General features: G+C 31.3%; 25 protein-coding genes. 12 read left to right on the top strand and 13 right to left on the bottom strand.

Translation table 11 applies throughout. From position 1 onward, the window contains the following. The first annotated feature begins 100 nt into the window (after nucleotides 1-100). Genes B4A23_RS05250 through B4A23_RS05240 form a run of 3 tightly spaced genes read left to right on the top strand, consistent with a single transcriptional unit; the run spans nucleotide 101 to nucleotide 3,080 of the window. Nucleotides 101-643, top strand: coding sequence for an RNA polymerase sigma factor (locus B4A23_RS05250; protein ID WP_180906191.1), 543 nt, complete (start codon nucleotides 101-103; stop codon nucleotides 641-643). Between the two features lie 44 nt (nucleotides 644-687). Continuing rightward, nucleotides 688-1,245 (top strand): C40 family peptidase, encoded by a 558-nt coding sequence (locus B4A23_RS05245; protein WP_280046011.1) that lies wholly within the window; start codon nucleotides 688-690, stop codon nucleotides 1,243-1,245. 8 nt (nucleotides 1,246-1,253) lie between these two features. Further along, the gene (locus B4A23_RS05240; protein ID WP_291117706.1) at nucleotides 1,254-3,080 is read left to right on the top strand and encodes a hypothetical protein; all 1,827 of its coding nucleotides are present in this window, start codon (nucleotides 1,254-1,256) and stop codon (nucleotides 3,078-3,080) included. Between the two features lie 54 nt (nucleotides 3,081-3,134). Here B4A23_RS05240 and B4A23_RS05235 read toward each other — a convergent pair whose 3' ends face one another. Then, entirely contained in the window at nucleotides 3,135-4,319 is a 1,185-nt protein-coding gene (locus tag B4A23_RS05235; protein ID WP_291078460.1) for an ABC transporter permease, read from the bottom strand. Next, nucleotides 4,319-4,678, bottom strand: a complete 360-nt coding sequence (gene rbfA, locus B4A23_RS05230) for a 30S ribosome-binding factor RbfA (protein WP_038334637.1) — start codon at nucleotides 4,676-4,678, stop codon at nucleotides 4,319-4,321. The genes B4A23_RS05235 and rbfA overlap by 1 nt, the downstream gene beginning before the upstream one ends. Before the next feature lie 94 nt (nucleotides 4,679-4,772). Here rbfA and B4A23_RS05225 point away from each other — a divergent pair, with 94 nt between their 5' ends. Next, nucleotides 4,773-5,171 carry a group III truncated hemoglobin gene (locus B4A23_RS05225; protein ID WP_019975256.1) on the top strand — a complete coding sequence of 133 codons (399 nt, stop codon included), beginning with the start codon at nucleotides 4,773-4,775 and terminating at the stop codon, nucleotides 5,169-5,171. A gap of 56 nt (nucleotides 5,172-5,227) precedes the next feature. On the opposite strand, the gene B4A23_RS05220 is transcribed toward B4A23_RS05225, so the two are convergent. The 4 genes from B4A23_RS05220 to B4A23_RS05205 form a co-directional block, all read right to left on the bottom strand. Beyond that, a complete protein-coding gene (locus tag B4A23_RS05220; RefSeq protein WP_291117704.1) occupies nucleotides 5,228-6,601 on the bottom strand; it encodes an NAD-dependent succinate-semialdehyde dehydrogenase in 1,374 nt (457 codons plus the stop codon). A gap of 405 nt (nucleotides 6,602-7,006) precedes the next feature. Further along, entirely contained in the window at nucleotides 7,007-8,566 is a 1,560-nt protein-coding gene (gene dnaB, locus B4A23_RS05215; protein WP_115001280.1) for a replicative DNA helicase, read from the bottom strand. 99 nt (nucleotides 8,567-8,665) lie between these two features. Beyond that, nucleotides 8,666-9,619, bottom strand: coding sequence for an acetyl-CoA carboxylase carboxyltransferase subunit alpha (locus tag B4A23_RS05210; RefSeq protein WP_038334644.1), 954 nt, complete (start codon nucleotides 9,617-9,619; stop codon nucleotides 8,666-8,668). 157 nt (nucleotides 9,620-9,776) lie between these two features. Continuing rightward, entirely contained in the window at nucleotides 9,777-10,955 is a 1,179-nt protein-coding gene (locus tag B4A23_RS05205) for a thiolase family protein (protein ID WP_291117701.1), read from the bottom strand. Nucleotides 10,956-11,147: 192 nt separating this feature from the next. Here B4A23_RS05205 and B4A23_RS05200 point away from each other — a divergent pair, with 192 nt between their 5' ends. The 3 genes from B4A23_RS05200 (at nucleotide 11,148) to B4A23_RS05190 (ending at nucleotide 14,052) form a co-directional block, all read left to right on the top strand. Further along, the gene (locus B4A23_RS05200) at nucleotides 11,148-12,452 is read left to right on the top strand and encodes a M28 family metallopeptidase (protein ID WP_291117698.1); all 1,305 of its coding nucleotides are present in this window, start codon (nucleotides 11,148-11,150) and stop codon (nucleotides 12,450-12,452) included. Nucleotides 12,453-12,915: 463 nt separating this feature from the next. Beyond that, nucleotides 12,916-13,488, top strand: a complete 573-nt coding sequence (locus B4A23_RS05195; RefSeq protein WP_291117694.1) for a hypothetical protein — start codon at nucleotides 12,916-12,918, stop codon at nucleotides 13,486-13,488. A 48-nt stretch (nucleotides 13,489-13,536) separates the two neighbouring features. Beyond that, the gene (locus tag B4A23_RS05190) at nucleotides 13,537-14,052 is read left to right on the top strand and encodes a hypothetical protein (RefSeq protein WP_286475897.1); all 516 of its coding nucleotides are present in this window, start codon (nucleotides 13,537-13,539) and stop codon (nucleotides 14,050-14,052) included. A gap of 60 nt (nucleotides 14,053-14,112) precedes the next feature. Here B4A23_RS05190 and B4A23_RS05185 read toward each other — a convergent pair whose 3' ends face one another. After that, nucleotides 14,113-15,066, bottom strand: a complete 954-nt coding sequence (locus B4A23_RS05185) for an isopenicillin N synthase family dioxygenase (protein ID WP_115001276.1) — start codon at nucleotides 15,064-15,066, stop codon at nucleotides 14,113-14,115. 438 nt (nucleotides 15,067-15,504) lie between these two features. Between B4A23_RS05185 and B4A23_RS05180 the strand changes: the two genes are divergently transcribed. Both B4A23_RS05180 and hemF read left to right on the top strand, forming a co-directional pair. After that, nucleotides 15,505-15,768 (top strand): hypothetical protein, encoded by a 264-nt coding sequence (locus B4A23_RS05180; protein WP_291117690.1) that lies wholly within the window; start codon nucleotides 15,505-15,507, stop codon nucleotides 15,766-15,768. Nucleotides 15,769-15,825: 57 nt separating this feature from the next. Then, nucleotides 15,826-16,728, top strand: a complete 903-nt coding sequence (hemF, locus tag B4A23_RS05175; protein WP_291117687.1) for an oxygen-dependent coproporphyrinogen oxidase — start codon at nucleotides 15,826-15,828, stop codon at nucleotides 16,726-16,728. Nucleotides 16,729-16,771: 43 nt separating this feature from the next. On the opposite strand, the gene B4A23_RS05170 is transcribed toward hemF, so the two are convergent. From B4A23_RS05170 to B4A23_RS05155, 4 genes are read right to left on the bottom strand one after another with little or no spacing between them, the layout of a single operon-like run. Then, nucleotides 16,772-18,217 (bottom strand): RtcB family protein, encoded by a 1,446-nt coding sequence (locus B4A23_RS05170; RefSeq protein ID WP_291117684.1) that lies wholly within the window; start codon nucleotides 18,215-18,217, stop codon nucleotides 16,772-16,774. Continuing rightward, complete coding sequence (locus tag B4A23_RS05165) at nucleotides 18,204-19,271, bottom strand: DNA polymerase beta superfamily protein (protein ID WP_291117680.1); 1,068 nt, start codon at nucleotides 19,269-19,271, stop codon at nucleotides 18,204-18,206. Before B4A23_RS05165 ends, B4A23_RS05170 begins: the two co-directional genes overlap by 14 nt. Beyond that, the gene (locus tag B4A23_RS05160) at nucleotides 19,268-20,023 is read right to left on the bottom strand and encodes a nucleotidyltransferase domain-containing protein (RefSeq protein WP_291117677.1); all 756 of its coding nucleotides are present in this window, start codon (nucleotides 20,021-20,023) and stop codon (nucleotides 19,268-19,270) included. The genes B4A23_RS05165 and B4A23_RS05160 overlap by 4 nt, the downstream gene beginning before the upstream one ends. Next, complete coding sequence (locus B4A23_RS05155) at nucleotides 20,020-21,111, bottom strand: slipin family protein (protein ID WP_280045990.1); 1,092 nt, start codon at nucleotides 21,109-21,111, stop codon at nucleotides 20,020-20,022. Before B4A23_RS05155 ends, B4A23_RS05160 begins: the two co-directional genes overlap by 4 nt. Before the next feature lie 801 nt (nucleotides 21,112-21,912). Between B4A23_RS05155 and B4A23_RS05150 the strand changes: the two genes are divergently transcribed. Both B4A23_RS05150 and B4A23_RS05145 read left to right on the top strand, forming a co-directional pair. Further along, entirely contained in the window at nucleotides 21,913-22,932 is a 1,020-nt protein-coding gene (locus tag B4A23_RS05150) for a helix-turn-helix transcriptional regulator (RefSeq protein ID WP_291117674.1), read from the top strand. Nucleotides 22,933-22,972: 40 nt separating this feature from the next. After that, the gene (locus B4A23_RS05145; RefSeq protein ID WP_291117671.1) at nucleotides 22,973-23,722 is read left to right on the top strand and encodes a polysaccharide deacetylase family protein; all 750 of its coding nucleotides are present in this window, start codon (nucleotides 22,973-22,975) and stop codon (nucleotides 23,720-23,722) included. 64 nt (nucleotides 23,723-23,786) lie between these two features. Here B4A23_RS05145 and B4A23_RS05140 read toward each other — a convergent pair whose 3' ends face one another. Continuing rightward, entirely contained in the window at nucleotides 23,787-24,128 is a 342-nt protein-coding gene (locus B4A23_RS05140) for a phage holin family protein (protein WP_291117668.1), read from the bottom strand. Between the two features lie 133 nt (nucleotides 24,129-24,261). Further along, on the bottom strand, nucleotides 24,262-25,797 hold the full coding sequence (locus B4A23_RS05135; RefSeq protein WP_291117665.1) for a glycine--tRNA ligase: 1,536 nt from the start codon (nucleotides 25,795-25,797) through the stop codon (nucleotides 24,262-24,264). Nucleotides 25,798-26,000: 203 nt separating this feature from the next. Between B4A23_RS05135 and B4A23_RS05130 the strand changes: the two genes are divergently transcribed. Next, on the top strand, nucleotides 26,001-26,519 hold the full coding sequence (locus B4A23_RS05130) for a hypothetical protein (RefSeq protein ID WP_291117662.1): 519 nt from the start codon (nucleotides 26,001-26,003) through the stop codon (nucleotides 26,517-26,519). Nucleotides 26,520-26,549 lie beyond the last annotated feature (30 nt).

The following is a 26,549-nucleotide window of genomic DNA, read 5'->3' as shown; positions in this document are numbered from 1 at the left end:
TCGAATCCCTGTGGGTCTACAGATTTTAAGCTTCAATATTTTTATTGAAGCTTTTTTTATACTATATATTTTGTTATATTTATCATAATTGATTTAGTAAATGACATTAGAGAACATAATTTTAGAAGCTAAAAAAGGGAAACGAAATGCTCAGAACGCAGTGATAGAGGTTTTGTGGAACAAAGTTTATCATTATGTATTTTCTAAGATTAGAAACGAAGAAGAAGCCGAAGATATCGCTATAGAAACGTTCACAAAGGTTTTTACAAAATTAAAATTGTATAACGAAGATTTTGATTTTACGACTTGGGTAATTTCTATCGCACATAATACGATGATTGATCATATCAGAAAATCTCCAAAACTGAATATTTCTCTTGATGATGAAACAAAATTTTTAGAAATTTTAGAAGATCATCCTTCGCCAGAAGAGCATTTGATTTTAAAACAAGATAATGACACGCTAATAAAGGCTATTGCAAAATTGAGAGAACCTTATCAAAAAATTATCGAACTGCGTTATATCGAAGATAAAACATATAAAGAGATTGCTGAAGAACTCAATTTGACCTTGCCAAATGTTAAAGTTCGACTTTTAAGAGCCAAACAATTGTTAACAGAGGTGATGCAAGATAATATTTAGTAAATTTATTCGTTGAAAATTTGTTGAAGAAAACCGAACCGAAAATGAAGAAGCACATATACCTTACAACAATTATTATCGCAAGTTTATTCTTGACGTCTTGTGGAAGTAGCAAAGTAACTTCGTATAAGAAAACAGGTTCTAAAAAAGTGTATACTTCTTCCAAAAAAAACGAATCTACAGAGGTTTTTCGTTCTAAAAATGCTGATGATAGTGCGCCTCGTGATATAAATAAAATCCTAAAAACGGCAAAATCTTACTTAGGAACACCTTATAAATATGGTGGAATTACGAAAACAGGCTTCGATTGTTCGGGATTGGTATATATAAGTTTTAAAGAAATGAATTTAGAATTGCCTCGTCGTTCTAGTGATCAGGCACAATATGGAAATGAAATAACGATTGAGAATGTAAAAATTGGTGATTTAATATTTTTTAATACTTCAGGAAATTCAATTTCTCATGTAGGTATTGTAGAAAGCATTAATCATGACGGATCAATCAGTTTTGTACATTCATCTACTTCAAAAGGTGTCATCATTTCTTCTCTTGATGAAAATTATTGGAAAACTAGATTTGTAAAAGCGGTTAGACTTTTATAACTTGACGTGTGCTTAAAAAAAGAACTATATTATTAACTTTTCTGGGATTACTATTTTTTAGTTTATCCATAGTTGTTAATGCTCAAGAAGATAGTGTCAAAATTGATACAGTTAGAATTGAGAATAAAAATCATTCTAAGTTTAGAAAGTTTTACCAAAAATTATTATTCAAGAAAAAACCAACGAGTTTTCCTATTCAGCCCAATAATAATGTAGGTGATGGAAAATATCAAGGAAAAATTATTCGAAATATTTACTACAAAACACAAGATCCTTTCGGATATTCTTTGCAGGACACGACGAGAAAACCGACAAGATGGATTGAAAGAACTGGAAATACTTTGCATGGAAAATCCAAAAAGTTTGTGTTGCGCCAAAATATGTTGTTAAAGCCAGGAGATAAATATGATTCTGTAAAAGCATCCGAATCTGAGCGTTTAATTCGTACCAATCGTTCTATTCGTCGAGTGGAGATTAAGGAAGAAGCTGTCGGAAATGATTCGGTTGATTTATATGTCAATTCAATTGATTCTTGGAGTATGTTTATAACAGGTTCGGTTTCGAGTTCGAAAGCTGGGATTCGCGTTAGAGAACGAAATTTTTTAGGTTTAGGACATGTGTTTGATAATCGTTATCGTCACAATTACAAAACAGGAAATTCGTTATATCAATTTAATTATACGGTTCCAAATATTGCTCAAACTCGAATTATTGGGAATGTACGATATTTTAAAAATGAAGACAATCATTATACAAAATCAATCAGTTTTGTACGGCCTTTTTATTCGCCATTAGCGCATTATGCGGGTGGAGTTTCGGTTGGACAAGTGTATTTTAAAGATTCATTAGACTTCGAAAAACCTATTTTGGTTGATAATCATTTCAAGTATAATTACCAAGATTATTGGTTGGCAAGAGCGTTTAGAATTGATGATGGTCATTCAGAAAACATTACCAATTTTATTGTCTCAGGGAGATTTTATGATCGATCTTATACCGAAACACCAACTCCAGAAAACGATCCTGTGAACTTTTTTTCTGACCAAACGAATTATTTAGTAGGGATAGGAGTTTCTTCGAAACGATATATCAAAACAAAATATATTTTCAATTATGATATTGAAGAAGATATTGCGATAGGGAAATCATTGGGAATTATAGGAGGTATTCAAAATATTCGCCAAACTGATCGTTATTATCTTGGCGGAAAAGCTTCTGCGGGAGGTTTCTTAAATACTGGCTTTTGGGGATTTGGAGTTGAGTTTGGAGGATTTTTTAATAAAGGAAAATTTGAACAAAAAACGCTATCAGTAGAATTACAGTATATGGCAAAATTGATAAGTTGGGGAAAATGGAAGTTCAGAAACTTCATGAAAACTAATTATCTTTTGGGACATGATCGTTTAGATTCTCCTGCGGATCAACTTTCGCTTCATGAACATGATTATTTGGGAATGGCAGGTTTCAAATCGGATAGAGGATTAACAGGTCAACAGAAATTAATGTTCGAGTATCAATTGCAATCCTATACACCTTACGAGTTTTTAGGATTTCGTATTTCGCCATTTTTCAATGCGATGGTTGCGGCAATTGGAGATAACAAAAAATTTATATTAAATAATAACCCAATTTATTCGCGTTTTAGTTTGGGTGTGATGTTGACAAATGATTATTTTGTGTTTAATAATATTCGTTTTTCATTGTCGTATTATCCTTCAATTCCTGGACAAGGTGATAATCTAATCAAGACAAATTTATTGGATAATAGAGATTTCCAAATGATGGATTTCGACTTCTCAAAACCAAATTACATTCGTTGGAATAGGTGGGATTAAAGCATAAAAAAAGCTTGAAGATTTCTTCAAGTTTTTTTTATGTCTTAATATTTTTTATTTCACTTGTCTGGAAACGATCCATGAAACCAAACTTCCCAAACCTAACACAGTTACAATAACTGCAATAAAATTTTCGACAGAAAAGATGAATGGAAACGGAACAGTTGGCGAAGCCATAACCAAACCAAAATCTATTTGTAATAATCCAATAACAGAGGCGATTAATAAACCTGTTGTCATCGCAATAAAGGTGATAATAAAACCAGTTTGGAAGAAAATATTACGAATGTTTTTTCGTGATAATCCAAAACTATACATCGTCTGAATTTCTTTCTTTTTATCCAAAATCAAGATAATAATTGTTCCTGCCAAATTGAAACATGCAATAATAATGACTAACGTGAAAATCAAATAACTGATTAAATTTTCCATATTCATTACTTTCAAGAAAGCTGAATCTAAATCTTGTCTGGTTTCGATTTTATAATGAGAACCCAATGCTTTTTGAAGTTGAATTTTCACTTCGTTAAACGATTTTTTTCCAGTCGTTTTTACTTCAATCGAATAACATTGATTTTCGTTTAACAACAATAATTCTTGCGCCAAACCTAAAGTTGTAAAGATGTGTTTGTCGTATTGTTCGTTCAAAATAAAAACGCCAACGCTATACGCATCTTTGCGAGTAAAAGCATCGCTTTCTTGTTTTATTAAACCTGTTCCAGCTTTTGGCATCATCAAATCTGCTGGCGTTATCGGATCGATATAAAGTTGTAAACGTTCTGCAATTCCATTCGAAACAATAAAATTATCATCGCGATTAAAATCTAAATATTGTCCACCATAAATCACCGTATCTAAACGCGTAACTTTGGTAAAGTTTTCGTCAACACCTTTCAAATAGGCAATATCTTGCTTTCCTTTGTAATCGATGTAGACTTTTTCTTCGATGATTTTAGAAAAAGCTTTGACGTCTTTTTGTTGCTTTAATTGATCCACAACAAAAGTTAAACTATCTAATACTTTTCCTTTCGAAGGAGAAATTTTAATTTCAGGATTTACATTGCTATAATACTTTAAATTCATTTTTTCTAATCCCGAAAAAACGGATAAAATAATAAACAAAGCCGCTGTAGCTACCAAAATAGCACCAACAGCAATCGATGTAATAATGTTTACAGCGTTTGTATTCGTTTTCGAAAAAATGTAGCGTTTCGCAATGTAAAGTGAAATGTTTCTCATTATAAGATTGGATTATTTCCTTCTCCTCTTAGCGCTTTGTCGATTTTGTCCATTTCGTCTAACGAATTATCTAAAATGAAAATTAATTCTGGCGTAATACGCATTTGTTTAGAAGCACTTTTTGATAAAATTCCTCTAAATAATGGTGTATTAACTCTAATTTCTTTGAAAATTTCGTCTTTTTGAGTACTTGGAAAAATACTTACATAGATTTTAGAAACGCTCAAATCTGGTGTTACTTTTACTTCTGTAACACTAATCAAATTTCCAGGGAATTCCTTTACAGCCCATTTTCTAAAAGCTTCTGCTAATTCTTCTTGAAATAATTTACTTACTTTTTGTTGTCTATTGCTATCCAATTCTATTCATTTTTATGAGACCGTAAAATTACTGCATTTTTTCGTGATTAAAAACATTGATGAATTGAATTAAGTTCTTTGTAAATTTGTTTTAATGAAAAAAGATATCGAAACTTCAGAAGATGTTGCTTTATTGGTGAATACGTTTTACGATAAAGTGCAAAAAGATGATGTCATTGGTTACTTTTTTTCGGAAGTTGCAAAGGTAAATTGGGACGAACATTTGCCACATATGATTCAGTTTTGGGAAACTGTTTTGTTAGGAAAAGCAACTTTTGAAGGCTGGCCAATGCGAACACATTTGGTTTTGAGTCAAAAAGAGAAATTAAAACCACACCATTTCGAGCGTTGGATTGAATTGTGGTACGGAATAATTGACGAAAAATTTGAAGGAGAAATAGCAAATGAAGCAAAAAATCGAGCAAAAATTATGCGTGATTTAATTCTTTTCAAAATTGACCAAATGGAACAAAAACAAGGATTTATTCAATAAAAAAATGCAACTTTTATGAAGTTGCATTTTTTTATTATTAAGATATGATTGAAAAATTATTTCGCAATCATGATTAATTTTTTATTGATAAATTCCATAATTCCAGCTTTAGAAAGTTCGCGTCCGTAACCCGAATGTTTCACACCTCCGAAAGGTAAATCTGGGCTTGATGAAACTTGTTTGTTTACGTAAACCATTCCCGAATCTATTCTACGAGCGATTTTCTCCGCATTAGGAACATCTTCTGTGTAAATAGAAGCACCTAATCCATAAGGCGTGTCATTCGCAATTTTGATTGCTTCTTCTACATCTTTCACTTTCCAAATACAAACCACAGGTCCAAAAACTTCTTCGTCATAAGCCTTCATTCCAGGTTTTAAATCTGTCAAAATTGTTGGTTGTAAAAAGAAACCATCACGATCAATACGTTTTCCTCCCGAAACAATTGTTGCTCCTTTATTCGCTGAATCATTAATTTGATCCAATAATTTTTCTAATGCACTTTCCGAACTTACAGGTCCCATGTTGGTATCTGTCTGTGTAGGATCACCAACTTTCATTCCGTTTACATAATCCGTAATTTTTTTCAAATATTCGTCGTAAATACCTTCTTGTACAATAATACGTTTCGAAGAAGTACACGCTTGTCCAGCATTACGTAAACGACCATTAATTGTTCCGTTCATCACTTTTTCGATATGCGCATCATTCAAAACAATCATTGGATCAGAACCACCAAGTTCTAAAACCGAAGGTTTTACATTTTTACCTGCGATACTTGCAACCTCTGCACCAGCAGCTTCTGAACCAGTTAAAGAAACACCAACAATTTTTGGATTATTGATAATTGCATCTGTGTCTTTTCCTGACATCAACAAGTTTTTGTACAAACCTTTTGGAGCACCAGCAGTTGTAAACATTTCTTCAAAAGCGATTCCACATTGTGGAATATTAGAAGCCGTTTTCAAAACAACTGTGTTACCAGCCATAATGTGAGGACCAGCAAAACGCGCAATTTGAGAAAAAGGGAAATTCCAAGGCATAACACCTAACAACACACCAATTGGTTCTGAAACTACATAAGCGTCACCTTTTTCTGTTTGTAAAGGAACATTTGCCAAGAATTCTTCTGCATTATCTGCATAATATTCGATGATATTTGCACTATAATCAATTTCGATTTCGCTCTCATACAATGGTTTTCCCATTTCTGTTGTAATCAAAGCAGCTAATCGAGTTTTTTGCTTGCGCATTTCGTTTGCGACACGTTTCATTACAGCTTTTCTTTCTTCGAAAGATTCGAATCGCCATGTTTGATATAATTCGTTTGCGTCGTCTATATATTGATTGATTTCTTCGCTTGTGTAGGCTTGAAATTCTTTTTCGATTTTACCTGTAGCAGGATTTAATGTTCTGATTGAACTTGCCATTTCACTCTTTATTTAATGTATACAAAGTTGTAGCAATTCTCGTTCCTAACAAAACTTTTAGGATAAATAAAACTGATAGTTTGTTGAATAAAACCAAATGTAGTTGATTGTTTAGTTTTTATATTAATTTAAGCTAGATGATTGTTTGCTGAATTCAGAAATTTATATTTTCGAAATGTTTAAGGTTTTAGATTCCTTGACAAATTTGATAAAACAATTAATTGTAGCAGAAACCATTCTGAACTCGTTTCAGAATCACATATAATTAATAAAATAAATTTAAAAAATAACGATTTCTACATCTAGTTTGTTGATTATCGTTAAATTATCTATTATAAAAAAATATAATGATCAAAAGCTGAAATGAATTCAGCTGAGATAATATTTATTAATGAAAATTATTTTCTAAAACGGTAAATTATCGTCGTCGTTATTCATCGAACTTGTGAATTCTCCACCGAAATCTCCAAAAGCATCAGAAGGATCAATAGCAGATAAATTCATGGCACTTCCCATTTCTTGAGATCCATCATTCATCGAACTTTGAATTTCGAAATCTCCACCAAATGAAGTTTCTAAATCGGTAAATTTAGCTTGTTCATTAATGAATCGTAAACGTACATTTTCTAACGCACCATTACGGTGTTTAGCAATGATAAACTCGGCTTGTCCAGCACAAGGTTCACTTTCGTCATCCCAATATTCCAATTTATAATATTCGGGACGATAAATAAAAGAAACGATATCGGCATCTTGCTCAATCGCTCCAGATTCACGTAAATCCGAAAGTAAAGGGCGTTTACTCCCTCCACGAGTTTCTACCGAACGAGATAACTGCGAAAGTGCAATAACAGGAATACTTAACTCTTTCGCAATGGCTTTAAGGGAACGCGAAATCATCGAAATCTCTTGCTCACGGTTTCCATTTGCTTTTCCACCAGCAGTCATTAACTGCAAATAGTCAATCAAAATCATTTTAACACCATGTTGAGAAACCAAACGACGTGCTTTTGCTCTTAAATCGAAAATTGAAAGGGCAGGCGTATCGTCAATGTAAAGTGGTGCATTTTCAAGACCTTTTACTTTTGTGTATAATTGTTTCCATTCGTGATCGGCTAATTTTGCTTTACGCAATTTTTCACCCGAAATTCCAGTTTCACCTGAAATCATACGTGTAATCAACTGAACAGAAGACATCTCTAATGAAAAAACAGCAACCGGAATATTTTTGTCAACCGTCATATTTTTCGCCATCGAAAGGATAAAAGCGGTTTTTCCCATACCAGGACGAGCGGCTAAAATAATCAAATCCGATTCTTGCCAACCCGAAGTTATTTTGTCAATTTCTGTAAATCCAGAAGATAAACCAGACATTCCTTCTTTTGTAGATTGGGCTTTAATTTTATCAATCGCTTCGGTTACTAAATCTCTTGCTTCCGAATAACTCCGTTTGATTCCACCTTCTGTAATTTCGAATAATTTCGATTCTGAATAATCTAATAAATCAAATACATCGGCAGTGTCATCGTAAGATTTTTCAATGACTTGATTCGAAATTTCAATTAAACGACGAAGAATATATTTTTCTTGAATTACACGAGCATAATACTCTACGTGCGCAGAAGAAGAAACTTTTTGCGTTAATTGAATCAAATAATAATCACCTCCAACACGATCTAATTTGCCCTCACTTTTCAACTCATTTGAAACCGTTAATAAATCAATTGGTTCTGAATCGTTAAATAATTTTTGAATGACAGCATAAATCGCCTGATGCTCTGGGCGATAAAAAACTTGCGGTGTAAGAATGTCAATGACTTCGTCCAACCCTTTTTTATCAATCATCATCGCGCCAAGTACAGCTTGCTCTAAATCAACAGCTTGTGGAGGAAGTTTACCTTTCTCTAAACCAATGACATTGTGCTTGTTAGCTGGTATTTCGGGATTATAATTTGCTTGTTCCATAAGAGTTCCAAAATTAAATAAAAAAACGAGATATAACTAATTTTATATCTCGTTTTAAAATCGTATATTCTACAATAAGTGTTATTGTAAAACAATATTTTATCCTGAAAATTCTCCGAATTTGATGTAACGTTCTTGACGTTGTTGTTGTAATTCTTTAGGAGAAAGTTTTTTCAATTCGTTGTAAGTATCTAAAACTTTATTTTTCAAGTTTGTGTACGCAACTTCTGGTTTGTAGTGTGCTCCACCAAGCGGTTCTTGAATGATATCTTCAATTAATCCTAATTCTAACATATCAGGACCAGTTAATTTCATTTGCGAAGCAGCTTGCTCTTTGTAATCCCAGCTTCTCCATAAAATTGTAGAACAGTTTTCTGGTGAAATTACAGAATACCAAGTGTTTTCTAACATGAAAACTTTGTTTCCAACTCCAATTCCTAATGCTCCACCTGAAGCTCCTTCACCAATTACAATTGTAATGATAGGAACTGTAAGTTTCAACATTTCGTAGATGTTTTTAGCGATAGCTTCACCTTGACCTCTTTCTTCAGCTTCTAAACCAGGATATGCGCCAGGAGTGTCGACTAAAGTCAAGACAGGAATATTAAACTTTTCTGCTAACTTCATCAATCGTAAAGCTTTGCGGTAACCATCTGGATTAGACATACCGAAACGACGATATTGTCTTTCTTTGGTATTTTTCCCTTTTTGTTGACCAATAATCATAAAAGTTTGACCATTGATTTTTCCCATACCACCAACCATTGCTTTGTCGTCAGCAAAAGTTCTATCTCCGTGAATCTCGATAAACGTGTTATCTGTGATCGCGTAAGCGTAGTCTAAAGTATAAGGGCGAGAAGGGTGACGAGACAATTGTACACGTTGCCATGGTGTTAAATTACCATAGATTTCCTTCTTTTTATTTTCAATTGCAATTTCAATTTCAACGCAAGCCTGTTTGATGTTAACACCGCTTCCTTCGCCGACGATTTGACAGCTTTGTAACTGTTCTTCTAAATCTTTGATAGGTTGTTCAAATTCTAAATATTCCATACAAAAGTGTTTGTTCAATCCAACAAATATAGAAAAGGTTTTTAAGCCAATTATAATAAATGTCGAATGTTTTTCAGATTTTTTACAAGTATTTTAATTTCAAAAGATAAAAAAGCGTCTACAGATTAGACGCTTTCATCGTGTATTTGATCTAAAATTAAATTTTTTCGATAATCATTGCAGATGCTCCACCGCCACCATTACAGATAGCTGCACCTCCAATTTTTCCTCCATTTTGCTCTAAAACATTTAATAATGTAACCAAAATTCTTGATCCAGAATTTCCAAGTGGATGACCGATAGAAACCGCACCACCATTTACATTAACTTTAGAAGCATCAAGGTTTAATAATCTAGTATTTGCAATTCCGACAACTGAAAAAGCTTCGTTAAATTCCCAAAAATCAACATCAGCAGCTGTCATATTTGCTTTTTTCAATAATTTTTCAACCGCTTTAGCTGGCGCAGTTGTAAATTTTGAAGGTTCTTGAGAAGCATCAGCATAAGCGATAACTTTCGCAAGAGGTTTTAATCCTAATTCGTTTGCTTTGTCCAAAGACATTAATACTAAAGCAGAAGCTCCATCGTTGATTGTAGAAGCATTTGCAGCAGTTACAGTTCCGTCTTTAGAGAAAACTGCACGTAAACCTGGAACTTTATCAAAGTTTACATTTTTATATTCTTCATCTTCTTTAAAAATAACTGGTTCTCCTTTGCGTTGAGGAATTTCTACAGGAACAACTTCGTTGTCAAATTTTCCAGCAGCCCAAGCAGCAGCAGATTTTTTGTAAGAATTAATTGCAAATTCATCTTGCTCTTCACGAGAAATATTGAACTCAGTTGCACAAGTATCTCCAAAAAGTCCCATCATTTCTTTGCTGTAGTAATCTTGCAAACCATCGTTCACAATTCCATCTAACAAAACCGTATTTCCGTATTTATTTCCAGTTCTTGCATTTGTCGAATAAAAAGGAACCATCGACATGTTTTCCATTCCTCCAGCAACTACAACATCTGCATCACCCAAACGAATCGCTTGCGTAGCAAACATCACAGCTTTCATACCAGAAGCACAAACTTTGTTTACCGTTGTTGCAGGAATCGTATTTGGTAAACCTGCTTTTATCATTGCTTGCTTAGCAGGTGCTTGTCCTTCACCAGCTTGCAATACATTTCCCATATATACTTCATCAACCAAAGATCCATCTAAGTTGATTTTATCTAAAGCTCCTTTAATAGCTGTTGCGCCTAAATCTGTAGCTGGAACGTTAGATAAACTTCCCAAAAAAGATCCCATTGCTGTACGAACAGCTGAAACGATTACGACTTCTTTCATTTAATTGTGATTTGTTGTTTTTATTATGATAACTTAATAATGCAAGATATAAAATTTATAGTAGTATTAATTTGATTTACTTTTTAAAGATTTTTTAAATTTGTTGTTGACTTAATACAGATAATTGATTTTTTTTGTTAAAATGATAATTATCTTAGAATAGAATATTTTTTGAACGATAAAATGATTAAAATGCTGAAGATAAAAATGATATTATTTGGTTTGATTTCGTGTTTTGCAATTGCAATCGGAAATGCGCAAACCTTTGATCAAAAATATTTTAAAACAATTTTAGATTCGCTTACGTCAAATTCGTTTGCTGGTAGAGGTTATGTAGAAAATGGAATGACAAATGCTGGAATTTATTTACAAAACGAATTTCAAAAAAATGGATTGAAATCTTTTTCCTCGAATTATGAACAAAATTTTACTTTTCCGATTAATATTATCAAAGACGCAAAACTGAAAATTAATGGAAAAGAATTGAAATATGGAATTGATTTTATCGTAAAACCAAGTTCTAAATCAATTTCGAAAGCGAATTTACCTTTTTATATTTTTGACACAAAAGCCTATATCGAATCTTTTCAATCGAAAGATAAAACGAGACATTTTATTGTGAAAGATGATGAATCGCAAAAAGGAAAACATATTATTTTGCCGTCTTTAGCGACTTCTGTAGATTCTATTCAAAAATATTATAAACAATGGGCGAATATTTATGAGAAAGATGAGAATCAAAATCAGGCAATTTTTCGATTTACTTCAGATAAATTAACGTCAAGTTTGAGTCAACGACAATCTTCGATTTCAGAATTTATTATTTCAGATAAATTTTATTCTAAAAATTTAAAAATAAACGATTATTTTATTGATTCAGAATTAAATAATTCATTCGAGGCAAATAATGTAATTGGTTACATTGACGGAAAGAACAATGATAGTGTTGTCGTGATTTCTGCTCATTACGATCATTTAGGGAAAGTTGGACAAACTATTTTTCCTGGAGCGAGTGATAATGCGAGCGGAACAGCGATGATGATGACGCTAATGAAGCATTATTCGAAACATCAACCTAATTACAGAACGGTTTTTATGGCTTTTGCTGGTGAAGAAGCGGGGATTTTAGGTGCAGATTATTATGTCAATCATCCACTTTTTCCATTAAGTCAAATCAAATTTCTGGTAAATTTAGATATTATGGGGGCTGGAGATCAGGGAATTCAGGTTGTGAATGGTAAAGTTTTTAAAAATCAATTTGAAAAATTAGTTGAATTAAATCTAACAAATAAATATCTAAAAGAAGTTAAAACTCGAGGAGAATCATGTAATTCTGATCATTGCCCGTTTTATCTAAAAGGAGTTCCGTCGTTTTTTATTTACACATTAGGAGGAAAAGGATTTTATCATGATCCCAATGATACAGATGAAAGTTTGGATTTGAGTTACTCCGAAAAAGTATATAATTTGTTGAAAGATTTTATAAATAAGCTATAAAAAAATAATCCGTTCAAAGTGAACGGATTACTAACCAACCTAAACTACTATAAAAAACTCTAAAAAGTAAAAAGAGTGCGAGTAATTTCAAACTTCATAAATCAATTTCGTTATACTCGTTGTTACTCTTTGTCTTACTATCTATGAATAAATTATTTGACACTGCAAATGTCTAACTTTTATGTCTTATTTGGAGAAATTGTAAAAGATTTTATTTATAATAGATATAAAAAATATTTATAACAATCGTTTGTTGTCGGATATTAAACTTTATATTAATTCATTAAAAATAAACAATAATAGTTAAAATGTAATTACGTGAAAACGTACTTTAACACCTTTTTAACTATTTATTTACGAAAAGATGATAAAATGATAAGATTTGAAATCTTTTCAACTAAATTTGATTTTGAATCATAAAGACTTCATAAATTTAAACAAATTTTAAACCAAAAACGCCAAAATGAGACTTTTTTTATTGGTTTTTTCCTTACATATTGTGTTATTTGTTGATGCGCAAAATGTTAACCCAAATCAAATTCGAGCTAAAATATACGATACTATTTCACAAGATATCCAAAAACAAAGTTTAGAATTTCCGAACAAAAAAATTGTGGTAGATCCTACAATTAATAAGTTTGAAGATTATAAAATGGACGAATTTGGACTGAAATTGGATTCGGTAAAATATGTACAAGACACTTCAATTTGTTCTAAGTTAACAACCTACAAATGTGTTTCTAAATTTGAGATTGATAATTATTCGATTGCCAATGTTTACAAAGATGAAGAAGATGCGCTATATCCTGACTTTTATGGAATTTATGCACCAATTGATTCGTGGTACAATTTGATTTATTATGCGGCTGTTAATCATTTTGAAAAAGATAGAAAATTTCAATTTAATGTCTTAATTCCAGTTCGAAATGTGCAAATGAAAAATAAAATGATGAAGGAAAAAATGTTCTTTTATAACGTTTTATTTGATGAGCAATTTAAGATTCTAAAATTTGAAAAATTATTCTTAAAACATTAAAATTCAATCAGAAAAATTGTAAATTAGCAAGACTCAAATTTTTAATTGATGTTAAACGTTAGCGCTTATATAGACGAGCTTTTGCAATTATCAAAAGGTAATTTACGAATTTGCCGTATGAATTGGTGGCTTTTAAAGTATGAAGATGAATTTGAGAAAGCGATAGAAGAGACGTCTTGTAAAAAGTGGCAGAGATGGTTTTATAATGGCGAACACCCGTATCCGTGTGTTTGTCCAAAGCGCGAAAAATTATGTGTTTTTATTGACTTATATCGTGAATTGGATCGTTTGACACAAGTGCAACGTTTGGAGAATTTTTTTCAAGAATATTTTCAAAAATTTGAGTTGATTAAAGATTCAAAAGAATCTTTGAAAAATTGGATGAATGATATTCGTCCAACGATTTCTTCCATTTATTTATTGTTGGATAAGAATGATAATCTAAAAATTAGATTTTATAATTCGGATCCAGTTTTGGAAGTGGATATCAATAAAAATGATTATAAATACACCTTGTTGTGTTTGGATATTTTTAACTACAACATGTACGTAAGAGGCATGTAAACGAAAAGAGAGTTGACGAAATCAACTCTCTTTTTTATGAAATAATAGATTAAATATGGCTTATTTAATTAAACCAATTTCTCTTAAACGCTGAGTCAAGAAATCTCCAGCTGTAATATCTTCAAATTGTTTTGGATTTTCTTCTGTTACACAATCTTCTAAAACAGATAAATCCATTTCAGAAACTGGGTGCATAAAGAATGGAATAGAAAAACGAGATGTTCCCCATAATTCTTTCTCCGGATTAACCACTTGGTGAATTGTCGATTTTAATCTGTTGTTTGTGTGACGAGATAACATATCACCAACATTAATTACCAATTCGTCGTCAGCAGCAATTGCATCAACCCAAGTTCCATCATGACGTTGTACTTGTAATCCACGACCTTGCGCTCCCATTAACAATGTAATCAAGTTAATATCACCGTGAGCACCTGCGCGAACTGCATCTTTAGGCTCTTCTGTGATAGGAGGATAGTGAATTGCTCTCAAAATAGAGTTTCCGTTTTTCACTTTATCATCAAAGTAAAACTCGTCTAAACCTAAGAATAAAGCCAAAGCACGTAAAACGTAAACTCCAGTTTTTTCTAATTGTTTGTATGTTTCTTCACCATAAGTGTTGAAACCTGGAACTTCGTTTACATCAACATTTTCTGGATAGTTGTATTTCGCTTTATCTTCTTCAGATAAATACTGTCCAAAATGCCAAAATTCTTTCAAGTCACCAACAGTTCTACCTTTAGCATGTTCGTTTCCGAAAGCTGTATAACCGCGTTGACCACCAATTCCTTCTACTACATAACTTTGTTTTGTTTCTGTAGGTAAAGCGTAAAATTCGCGAACGCTTTTATATAAATTTTCAACTAATTCGTCAGATAAAAAATGTCCTTTCAAAGCAACGAATCCTATTTCTTCGTATGCTTGACCAATTTCGTTGACAAATTTTTGTTTTCTTGCAGGATCATCAGATAAAAAGTCTGCTAAATTAACCGATGGAATTCCGTTTTGTGACATTTATATTTTGTTTTATAAAATTTCTTTTGCAAAGGTATAGAAAGATTTCTTTTGTGAATAATATTGTTGATAACTTTTTTAAGTTGCTATTGGTTTGATTTAAAATTAAATCGTTTAAATGATTTTAATTGGTTAAAACTCTTGTTATAAGTGAAATGTGATTTTATATCTAAGTTTTTGAAGTTTTTATATTAATAAATATAATTTATTGAAATTATGTTTTGAATAGTTATTGTTAATAATTATTTTAAATAATATGAATTAATTTTAACAATATGAAGAAATATTTATTTGTATTAGCATAATGTTGTTTTCGCAAGAACCTATAAAACTCCTTTGATATATCTGAGTTGTAAAAAAGTTGAACAGAAGGGAAATGAAGAATTAAATAAATGCTTTAAACAAAATTTTAGAAAAGATTTTTATAAAATGGTAAGCATGGAATTAAGGTCGAGAAACTTAATTACGAATTACCTTCTTAAAGCTAAATTCAATTTTATTTTTGATGAAAATGGTATAATTTTTATTTCTGATTTTGAAGGAAGTGAGGACACGAAAGATATTGTAGAAAAGTCTTTATTTAGGTTAAATGAGAGAATTAAAGGAGGTAAATATAAAATTATTCCAGCAAAAAATAATGAAGGACAATTTATAGAAACCACTATAAAAGTTCCATTTCAATATGCATTTGTGAGAAGTTAATTATTAATCTTCTTTCGAATCGTTATCAATCATTCTATATTTGCAAAAATATTTATGATGAAAGATCAATTTTTTCAATATATACAAGACTTACAAAATATAATTATTGCCAAACTTGAAGAAGTTGATGGTAAATCTAAATTTTTACGAGATAATTGGGAACGCGAAGAAGGCGGCGGAGGTCTTTCTTGTGTTTTAACTGACGGAGCTGTTTTTGAGAAAGCTGGTGTTAATATCTCGAAAGTTTATGGTGAATTGCCCGAAACAATGCAAAAAGCGTTAAATGTTTCATCGGGTAAATTTTTTGCGTGTGGTTTGAGTTTGGTTATTCATCCAACAAGTCCACATATTCCAACGACTCATGCGAATTGGAGATATTTCGAAATGTATGATAAAGATGGAAATATCGTTGATCAATGGTTTGGAGGTGGACAAGATTTGACACCATATTATTTGGATGAAGAAGATGTGATGCATTGGCATATGATTTGTAAAAAAAGTTGTGACGTGCATGATGCGGCTTTTTATCCGAAATATAAAGAAGAATGTGATAAATATTTTTGGAATACACATCGTGAAGAAGCCCGTGGAATAGGAGGTTTGTTTTTTGATTATCTAAAACCAACTTCAGAAAAAACAGTTGAACAATGGTATGATTTTGTAACAGAAGTAGGAAATTCATTTTTAGAAGCCTACATTCCGATTGTTGAAAAACACAAAAATGATGAATTTTCTGCTGAACAAAAGGAATGGCAAGAAATTAGACGAGGTCGTTATGTAGAGTTTAATTTAATTCATGATAGAGGAACTTTGTTTGGTTTGAAAACCAATGGACGAATAGAATCTATTTTGATGAGTTTGCCAAAACATGTGCAATGGCATTATAATCATCAGCCAGAAGAAGGTTCGGAAGAATATAAATTAGTCGATGTTTTGAAACATCCAAAAGATTGGATTTAATCTATAATATATAAAATGCCTGAACAATTGTTCAGGCATTTTTTTAATCTTCTCTCGATCCGTCATCTGCCATTCGGACCATTTTAGGTGTAAAAGTAGCTACTACATCAACCAAATCTTGTTGCGCAGCCATTACTTCATGAATATCTTTGTATGCCATTGGTGCTTCATCTTTTCCACCACCAATTAATGTAATTCCAAAATCAATCAAATAATCGTTTATCTTATTTTGAGATAATGATTTAATCGCTTGTGTTCGGCTCATTTGTCGACCAGCGCCATGAGAAGCAGAATTAATAGAATTTTCTTCACCTTTTCCTCGAACCAAAAATCCTGGCGCAGTCATAGAACCTGGAATAATTCCCATTATATCCTTAGAAGCTGGCGTTGCACCTTTTCGATGGACAATTACTTCTTCGTCATTGTAAATTTCTTTCCAAGCAAAATTATGATGATTTTCTACTTTCGCTAAAACTTCTGCACCGATTGATTTTGCAATTTTTTGATGAATAATTTCGTGACAAGCCGAAGCATATTCGCCAGCCAAATTCATCGCAATCCAATATTCTTGACCTTCGGCTGAATCTAAATCCAAATAAGCCAAATTCTGCGCTTTGTACGGAAGTTTACAAATTTCTTTTGCAATCTTTGTATAATGTCCAGCAATTGTAGCACCAAAACCTCTCGATCCAGAATGCGTTAATAACGCTAAATATGAACCTTTTTTGATGTTCAATTTTTCATCATCTTCCTTGAAATCAATCAAACCAAATTCTACAAAATGATTTCCTCCACCAGAAGAACCCAATTGCGACCATGCTTTATCTTTTAGATTCTGAATAAATGAATTCGTCTCGAATTTTGCATCATCCAAAATCTGATGTTCTGCTTTGTATTGACCATGAAAACCATGTCCTGCACCAAATTTTGTATTTTTTATCAAAGTTTCTTTTAATGAATCGTGATGTTCAAAATAATGAGAAGCAGGTAAATCATAAATCGATAAAGCCATTCTACATCCAATATCAACGCCGACACCATAAGGAATAATCGCATTTTTTGTTGCTAAAACTCCGCCAATCGGTAATCCATAACCCTGATGTGCATCCGGCATAATTGCGCCAGCAACGGTAACAGGAAGTTTCATAGCGACTTTCATTTGTTCCAAAGCGCCGTCCTCAATTTTTTCTGCTCCATAAATTTTAAAATCGGTTGGATTTTCATTCAATTCAATCAAGTTTTCATCTTGTTGAGGTAAATGAATTCTATCGATAAAGCCTTTTGCAAGAGTTTTGAAAATTTTATCTTCTAAAAAATCTTGTGGCAAAGACAAAACTTGCGCATATTTATCAAGCATTTCGGCTTTTGTATAACCATTTCTTTTTTTGTTGATTTTTAAGGCAATTCCTAAAATTTCGTTTTCAGGATAACCCAAGGCAATCAAATCATTTCCATTGATTGGTTTATTTTGTTGTTCAGTTGTTTTCATATAATTTGGTTCTAAGGTTGATTAAAAATTTTTCTATTTTCGAAGAGTTTATTTTGGATGGAAGAAATTCTAGTTTAGATTTTTCTTCAATTTCTCGTCGTAAATTTTCAGCTTTTTCGATTACTTCTTCATAAGAGAAATCTCCATTTTTTATCGCTAATAATTCGTCACGATCTTCTGTTCGTTTTACATTTAGATTTCCGGTTTCCACTAATTCTTTCGCTACTTTTAATAGGCGAATCGTGTGCATCATATTTTTACTATCATAATTTTTTTCATGTGCAATATTTGTTGTGTAACGCTCTTCATTTCGCAATTTCATCCAATCCCAATATTCTTTGTATTGCTTACAATAAGTGGAATATTCGTCTTTTTGGAAAATGAAATAGGCAATTGGTTTTTCATTTTTCGGAATTTCACTCAAACGAATATTATCATTATTTTCATCTTTTACGATTCCTTTATAATTCAATTTTTCATTGTAATAAAGAGCAAATAAATCTTTTGAATGATTGATTTTACTTAGCCCGCAAAATTCTTGTTTGTAAGAATTTGAACTCATCCAATCAGCGAAAGAAATAGTTTTGTTGTCATCAATAATATAACAAAAATCAAGAACGGTTTTCCTGATTTCATCTATTGGATTTAGAAATTTTTTATTCAATCCTTTTGCTTTTTTGATTTGACTCAAGGTATATCCAACAAATGTTTTCTCAACTTCCGAAGTGATAAAATCTTTATAATTCAATTCATCTAACAAAGGCGATTTATACAAAATAAATTCTTCTGGAGTCGCTAAAATTTCTAAACAACTCGGATTATTTTTTAATAATAATTCAATAAATCGTCCAATTTCATAATACACAATATCATTGGTTTCGTTGCTAATTTGTGCTTGATATTCGAAACCATAAAACTCATTTTTTGGTAAATAAAAAACGCCACGAATATCAGTGTCCGAACTTTTAGTTGCCAAATTATAGGCTTTGCTTCCGCTTATACATTCAAATAAAATCAAGTTTTGACTTTTTAGATCTTCTATAGTTAGTTTCATTTTGTTACGGTTTTAATGAAAAATGCATTGATTTTGTTTTTATCAAATTCAATTCTCGATAATTTCTCAGATTCAATTTTTAATTCAGTTTTCAAATTAGTTAACCAATTGAAAAGTTCATCATTCTTCGAAATTTTAAAACTTTCATCAACATTTGATTTGATTGCAAGATATTTATCTACTTTATTTTCGATTGTTTTATTTCCGATTAAATGTTTTAATTTTTCAAATTCCATTGGAGGAATTGTTTTATTTTCTACAATCCATTTCGCTGAAAGAACCGAACGTAACGCATAAAACAAACTTTTGAGTTTAATTTCATTTTGATGTTCCATTTCAATCATTCGCTTTGTTGTAATTCCTAAATAATGCATTGCAACTTTTTGAGAATTGAATTGTGAAGCAGCTAAATCAAACAATTCTTTTTCGAAAATTTCATCAGAAATATAATGAATCGGAGATTGTAAATATTCGTTGATACTCGAATTTGATTTCAACATCAAGCGCAAAACCTTTTGAATATCCCAACCTTTAAAATCCAGTTCATCTACAATTTCTAAATCAATAAAATCGTCAATTGAATCAATTTTGAGATAATCTTCAATTTTTCGTTTGTAAATAAATCGAACATCGTAATCGCTGTCAGTAGAAGGAAAGCCCCAAGCGCGGCTCCCGGATTCTACAGCAAAAAGAATTTTGATGTTATATTTATCTTCTATTTCTTTTAATTTATTTATAATGATTGGTTTCATTTCGTAAACATTGTTTTTAGTTCATTTAACACATTCGATCCGCCAGAAATTGAGATTTCTCCCACTTTATCGGCAATTTTTTCGATGTATTCCATCTCTTTCAATTTCCATAACGTTTCGTTTTCTTCCATCAATTTCGCAGTGTTCAACAAGCTTCTTGTCGAAGCAGTTTCTTCACGACGTGTAATCGAATTGGCTTGAGCCGTTTTTTCGGCAATCAAAACGCGGTTCATAATTTCTCTTATTTCTCCAGGAAGAATAATGTCTTTCATACCTGCGTCAATCAATTTTAGACCAATTTCTTGGAATTGAGCTTGATATTTTTGAATGATATAATTCGTTACCGAATTTTTATCCGACATCAAATCGTCAAAATTCATGTTTCCAATAAACTCTCTCAAACCTAATTGAATCGCTTGATAAATCATTTTTTCGAAATCTTTGTTCGATTGATAAGCATTTAACAAATCAATAATTTGATAATTTACCATAAAATTGATTCGCAATTGAGCTTTATCTTTTGTCAAAATTTCTTGTCCCGAAATTTCAATTGTTTGCGGACGCATATCAAAAGAAACCATCGAAATTTTTGTTTCGTTGTTGTAAAATTGGTATTCACCAGCTTTTAAAACTGAATCAAATTCATTGTCTTTAAACAAAATTCCTTCGAAATATGACGCAACAGAAATGATACGAATTGCACCAGCTTTTCTCAAAATATCAATTTCTCTTTTTGTTAAATTTTTAATTTCTTCAGTAGAATTCAAATCAAACTTTACAGCTTTTAATTGAGTCGAATTTTTCCAAATCATTACATTTTTATTATAAAATGAATTATAGATTTGATTGTTTTTGTAAATAATCAACACTTCGTTATGTAAAACTTCGATAAAATCTACCATCGATTTCAATGTTTCATTTTCTAAAAAGATTGTGTGGTATTTTTCATCAATTATTTCGTTGATGTTCAATTTTTCGATGTTTTTATTGAACAAAATCCAATAATTTCCTTTTGTGTAAACTTTTTCGATTTCGTTGTTTTTGATATAGATTCCAATTTCTTGGTTGTTAATTGCTAATTTTTTCATTTTATTATTTTTATAGGTTTTTACTATTTTATATTTCTCCTTTGTCGAAGAATCTTTAATTTTTTTTGTCAAGCTGAATTTATTTCAGCTTCTCATTCTCTATTTTATGTGATCCTGAAACGAGTTCAGGATGACTGTATTTCTAATTAAAAAAGCTAAATCATTTTCCTTTTTCAAAACGGAATTTGAAGTTTGAGCAGCTTATTTTGATTTCTTGTTTTTACAACTTTTTTTCAAATCATTTTGACTTGATATTTTAATTTAAACTTTGAAATCAATCATCAACTAAAGTTTCAAATTCAGGTTTTAAGCAAGTTTTTGATCTCATTTCAAATTCATTTCTACGAAATAAATTTTCTATTCGAAAAGAAAACTTTTTTAGCTTTTTGTTTCCAATGGTACCCTTTCGGGCGATAAACAGATTAAAAGTCTGTGTGAATTGCTCTACCCACTGAGCTATTTCAGTTTCCTGAAAGTAGGAATCGAACCTACGACCCATCCGCTGGAGATTTTAATTATTCAGAATAGAAGTGATGAAACATTTTCTACTACAATGCTATACTGAAACATTTGTCAAGGAACAATTAAAATCGTTTGGTTATTAAACCTTTGACAAAGTTGGAGTAGAAGTGTGCGAATGAATTGCGCAATAAAATATTTTTTCAAAATAATTTGTAAATGACGATGAATAGAGACTTTTGTGTTGAAAATATTTTGAATAAAAGTTGAAATAAAAATTTCTACGCAAATAGATTGCGTACTTTGATTTGAAATTTGTAGTATTGAACAAAGAAATCAACTATGGCAACCAATAAAATTGCATTGATTCGTTATCAAACGATCGATAAATGTCTTCAAAATCATTTCAGAAAATGGACATTAGAAGATTTGATAGAAAAAGTTTCGGAAGCATTGTATGAATACGAAGGAATAACTTCTGGTGTTTCGAAACGTACAATTCAAGGCGATATACAAGTGATGCGCAGTGATAAATTGGGTTATAATGCGCCAATTGTTGTTCGAGAAAAAAAGTTTTATGAATATGAAGATCATGATTATTCGATTCATAATTCGCCTGTTTCGTCTGCTGATTTAGATAAAATGAAAGAAGTGATTTCGGTGATGAAACAATTGAATGGTTTTAATTATTTTGATGATATGAACGAGATTATTACTCGTCTCGAAAATAATTTATCCAAGCAAACTCATCAACAGCCAAATTATATTCAGTTCGAAGAAAATCCATTATTAAAAGGTTTGGAGCATTTGAATCGTTTGTATCAAGCAATTGTGAAGAAGCAACCTTTGCTGATTTCCTATCAATCTTTTACTTCAAAAAGCAAAGAGCCAAAACAACAAGTTTATTATCCTTATTTGTTGAAAGAATATCGTAATCGTTGGTTTTTATTGGCTAAATCTAGAAAAGATAAAAATTTGTATACGCTGGCTTTGGATAGAATAGTTGAGTTTTATGAATTGGCAAATGAACCTTTTGTAGATGAACAAGAAATTAATTTTGATGCGTATTACAACAATGCGATTGGCGTAACGAAAAGTGTGAAAGAAAGAGAGCAGCGTGTTGTTTTTCGTGTGAATAAAAAATTGGCGCCTTATGTGGTAACAAAACCAATTCATGCGACGCAAAAAGTATTGGAAGTGACGGATGAAGGAACTTTATTTTCGATAGAAGTTGTACATAATTTTGAGTTGGAACGAGAGCTTTTAGGATTTGGAGAAGAAATAGAAGTTCTCGCGCCGAGATTACTGAAAAAAAGAATCAAAAAACGATTAGAAAAAGCGTTAGAAAAATATAAAAAATAAAATTTCTTTTATACATTTAATTCATTAAAAACTACCTTAAATGATATGGAATAAAAAAGTAATGACACTTTTGAGTGTTTTTTTATTAAGCTTTTCGACAAGTTTGTTTGCGCAGAAAACGAGTAATTCTGTGAAGAAATACATTTATTTAACTTTTGATGATGGACCTTTGAATGGAAGTGAAAATATTGATGAGGTTTTCAAAAATGAGAAGTTAAAAGTGACTGTTTTTCTTGTTGGAGAACATGTGGAGAAAAATAAAACAATGACGGATTATTTTAAATATTACGAAGATAATCCGTATATCGAAGAATGTAATCATAGTTGGACGCATGCAAATGATCAGTACAAAAAGTTTTATAGTAACGAGCAAACGTCGGTTGCGGATATTTTGAAAAATCAATCGACCTTAAAATTACAAGATAAAATTGTTCGTTTACCTGGAAGAAATATGTGGAGATTGGATGGGAAATCGAAGAATGATGGAGCTTCAGGAGTACAAACGGCTGATGGTTTAGCAAAGTTGGGTTATAAGGTTATTGGTTGGGATTTGGAATGGGCGCATCATGCAAAAGATGGAACACCAGTGCAATCTGTTCAAGCGATTTATAAACAAATTGTTAATCAATTAGAATCGAATAAAACCTTTACAAAGAATAATATAGTTGTGTTAATTCATGATGAAATGTTTCAGAATAAGTGGGAAGAGTCAGAATTGAAACAATTGGTTGATCTTCTTAAAAAACATTACAATTATATTTTTGAGCAAATAAAATTTTATCCTCAATAAACCTTTATAAAGTACAAAAGCTGTCCAAATTGGACAGCTTTTTATATGTAGTAATTTGTATAAATTAGTCTCCCATCATTCCTCCAACTAAAGAATTGACAATCGCTAAAACAATACCAAATAATAATGCATACCAGAATCCGTCCACATGGAAACTATCTCCCATAATTGCACTTGCTAATAAGATAATGATTGCTGTAATCACAAAAGAAAATAATCCTAATGTTAAGATTGTTACAGGTAAACTAATAAAGTTTAAAACTGGTTTTACAAAAGCGTTTAAAAGTCCAATAACAAGTGCAACAATAATCGCAGAACCATATCCTTTCACAGATACTCCAGGTAAAATGTTAGCAAGTCCGAAAACAACTAATGCTGATACCAAAAGATTAATAATAAAGCCCATAATTTGTATTTTTTAGATTAATATATCCAATTAAAATCAAAAGCTTTGCCAAATTGTTAAAAATTTTAATAAAAATAAAAAAAGCTCAGAAATTTCTGAGCTTTAGTATTATTGTATTGAAAAAATATTCTTTTTATAATTGTTCAAAAAGATATTTCATGTTTACTTCTTTGTCGATAATTTGAGCTAATTCATCAATATTAACACGTTTTTGTTCCATTGTATCACGGTAACGTAATGTAACAGAATTATCGTTTAACGAATCGTGGTCAACAGTGATACAGAAAGGAGTTCCAATTGCGTCCATACGACGATAACGTTTCCCGATCGTATCTTTTTCTTCGTACATTACGTTGTAATCTAAACGTAATTTTTTCAAAATTTCTTTCGCTAATTCTGGTAAACCATCTTTCTTCACTAATGGTAAAACAGCCGCTTTAATTGGTGCTAATGCAGCTGGTAAAGACAATACAACACGTTCTGATCCATCTTCTAAAACTTCTTCTTTCAATGAATTTGAGAAAACTGCTAAGAACATACGATCCAAACCTACAGAAGTTTCTACCACGTAAGGTGTGTACGATTCGTTTGTTTCGTTATCAAAATATTGAATTTTTTTGCCTGAATGTTGTTCGTGTGCTTTCAAATCGAAATCTGTACGAGAGTGAATTCCTTCTAATTCTTTGAATCCGAATGGGAATTTAAACTCAATATCAGCAGCAGCATTTGCATAGTGCGCTAATTTTTCGTGGTCGTGGAAACGGTAATTATCATTTCCTAAACCTAATGTTTGGTGCCAACGTAAACGCGTTTCTTTCCATTTTTCGTACCAATCTAACTCAGTTCCAGGTTTTACGAAAAATTGCATTTCCATTTGTTCAAACTCACGTTGACGGAAAATAAATTGACGTGCAACAATCTCATTACGGAAAGCTTTACCAATCTGAGCAATTCCGAAAGGTAATTTCATACGTCCAGATTTTTGTACGTTCAAGTAATTTAAGAAAATACCTTGAGCCGTTTCTGGGCGCAAATATAAATCCATTGCTTGATCAGCTGTCGCTCCTAATTTTGTTCCGAACATCAAGTTGAATTGACGAACTTCTGTCCAGTTTTTAGAACCAGTTACAGGATCAGCAATTTCTAATTCTTCAATCAAAGCTTTTACGTCATCTAAATCTTCGTTTTCCAAAGATTTTCCCATGCGTGCTAAAATTGTATTGATTTGATTTTGATATTCTACAACACGAGGATTTGTCGCAATAAATTGATCTTTATCAAAAGCATCTCCGAAACGTTTTGCAGCTTTTGTAACTTCTTTCTCGATTTTACCTTCAATTTTTGCACAATGATCTTCAATTAAAACATCGGCACGGTAACGTTTTTTAGAATCTTTGTTATCAATCAAAGGATCATTAAACGCGTCAACGTGGCCCGAAGCTTTCCAAGTAGTAGGGTGCATAAAAATAGCAGAATCAATGCCGACAATGTTTTCGTTCATTTGTACCATTGCTTTCCACCAATATTGTTTGATGTTATTTTTTAGCTCAGCTCCGTTTTGACCATAATCGTAAACGGCTGATAATCCATCATAAATCTCACTCGATTGAAAAATGAAACCATATTCTTTCGCATGAGAAACTACTTTCTTGAAAATATCTTCTGACATAATTAATTGTGTGTTCTTATTTAAAGTGCAATTTTAGTGATTTTTGACGACTATTGAGGTATATTTTAATAAAATCGTAAGGCTTTAAGCACTTATTCTAATTTTTGAGAAGATTATTAGCGGAATGATTGATTTTATCATTCGGATTATTTCAATTTCAATCAAAAAAACATACTTTTAAATCATTAAAAAATGATAACCTTATGAAAAAAAATATTCTTCCTATTCTATTATTAAGTTTTGTTACAAGTTGTAATTCTAATAATTCATCTAGTTCATCAACGGAAAATAAAGTTGAAAGTGAAGTGAAAGATTCGGTTAAATCATCAGATGTTAATTATAATGTTGCGCTTGATTTTATGAATAATTATGTTGATTATATCATGGATACAATTGGAAAAATAAATCAAGATGAGTATATTAAACAAAACGAATTATTGACGCAAAGTTTTAAAGATCGATACAAATTTGTACAAGATTCTGCTTATAAAGTTGAGCCAGAAATTGGTTTGGGATTTGATCCTATTGTTGATGGACAAGATTTTCCGGATAAAGGATTTAAAATAAAATCGATTGATAAAGCAATAGGTTTAGTGACTTTGCAAGGAATAGATTGGCAAGATTTTGAAGTCGTTTTGAAAGTTGTCAACGAGAACAATAAATCGCTGGTAAATGGTTCTGGAATTATTAATATTCCGACCAATAAACAGGCAAAAAGATAAAATGATAAAAACTGAAAATTCTATAATAAA

This window comes from Empedobacter sp. UBA7248, assembly GCF_002472945.1.
In the GTDB taxonomy this organism is placed as follows: Bacteria; Bacteroidota; Bacteroidia; order Flavobacteriales; family Weeksellaceae; genus Empedobacter; species Empedobacter falsenii_C.
This window is presented reverse-complemented; position numbering and strand designations above follow the sequence as displayed.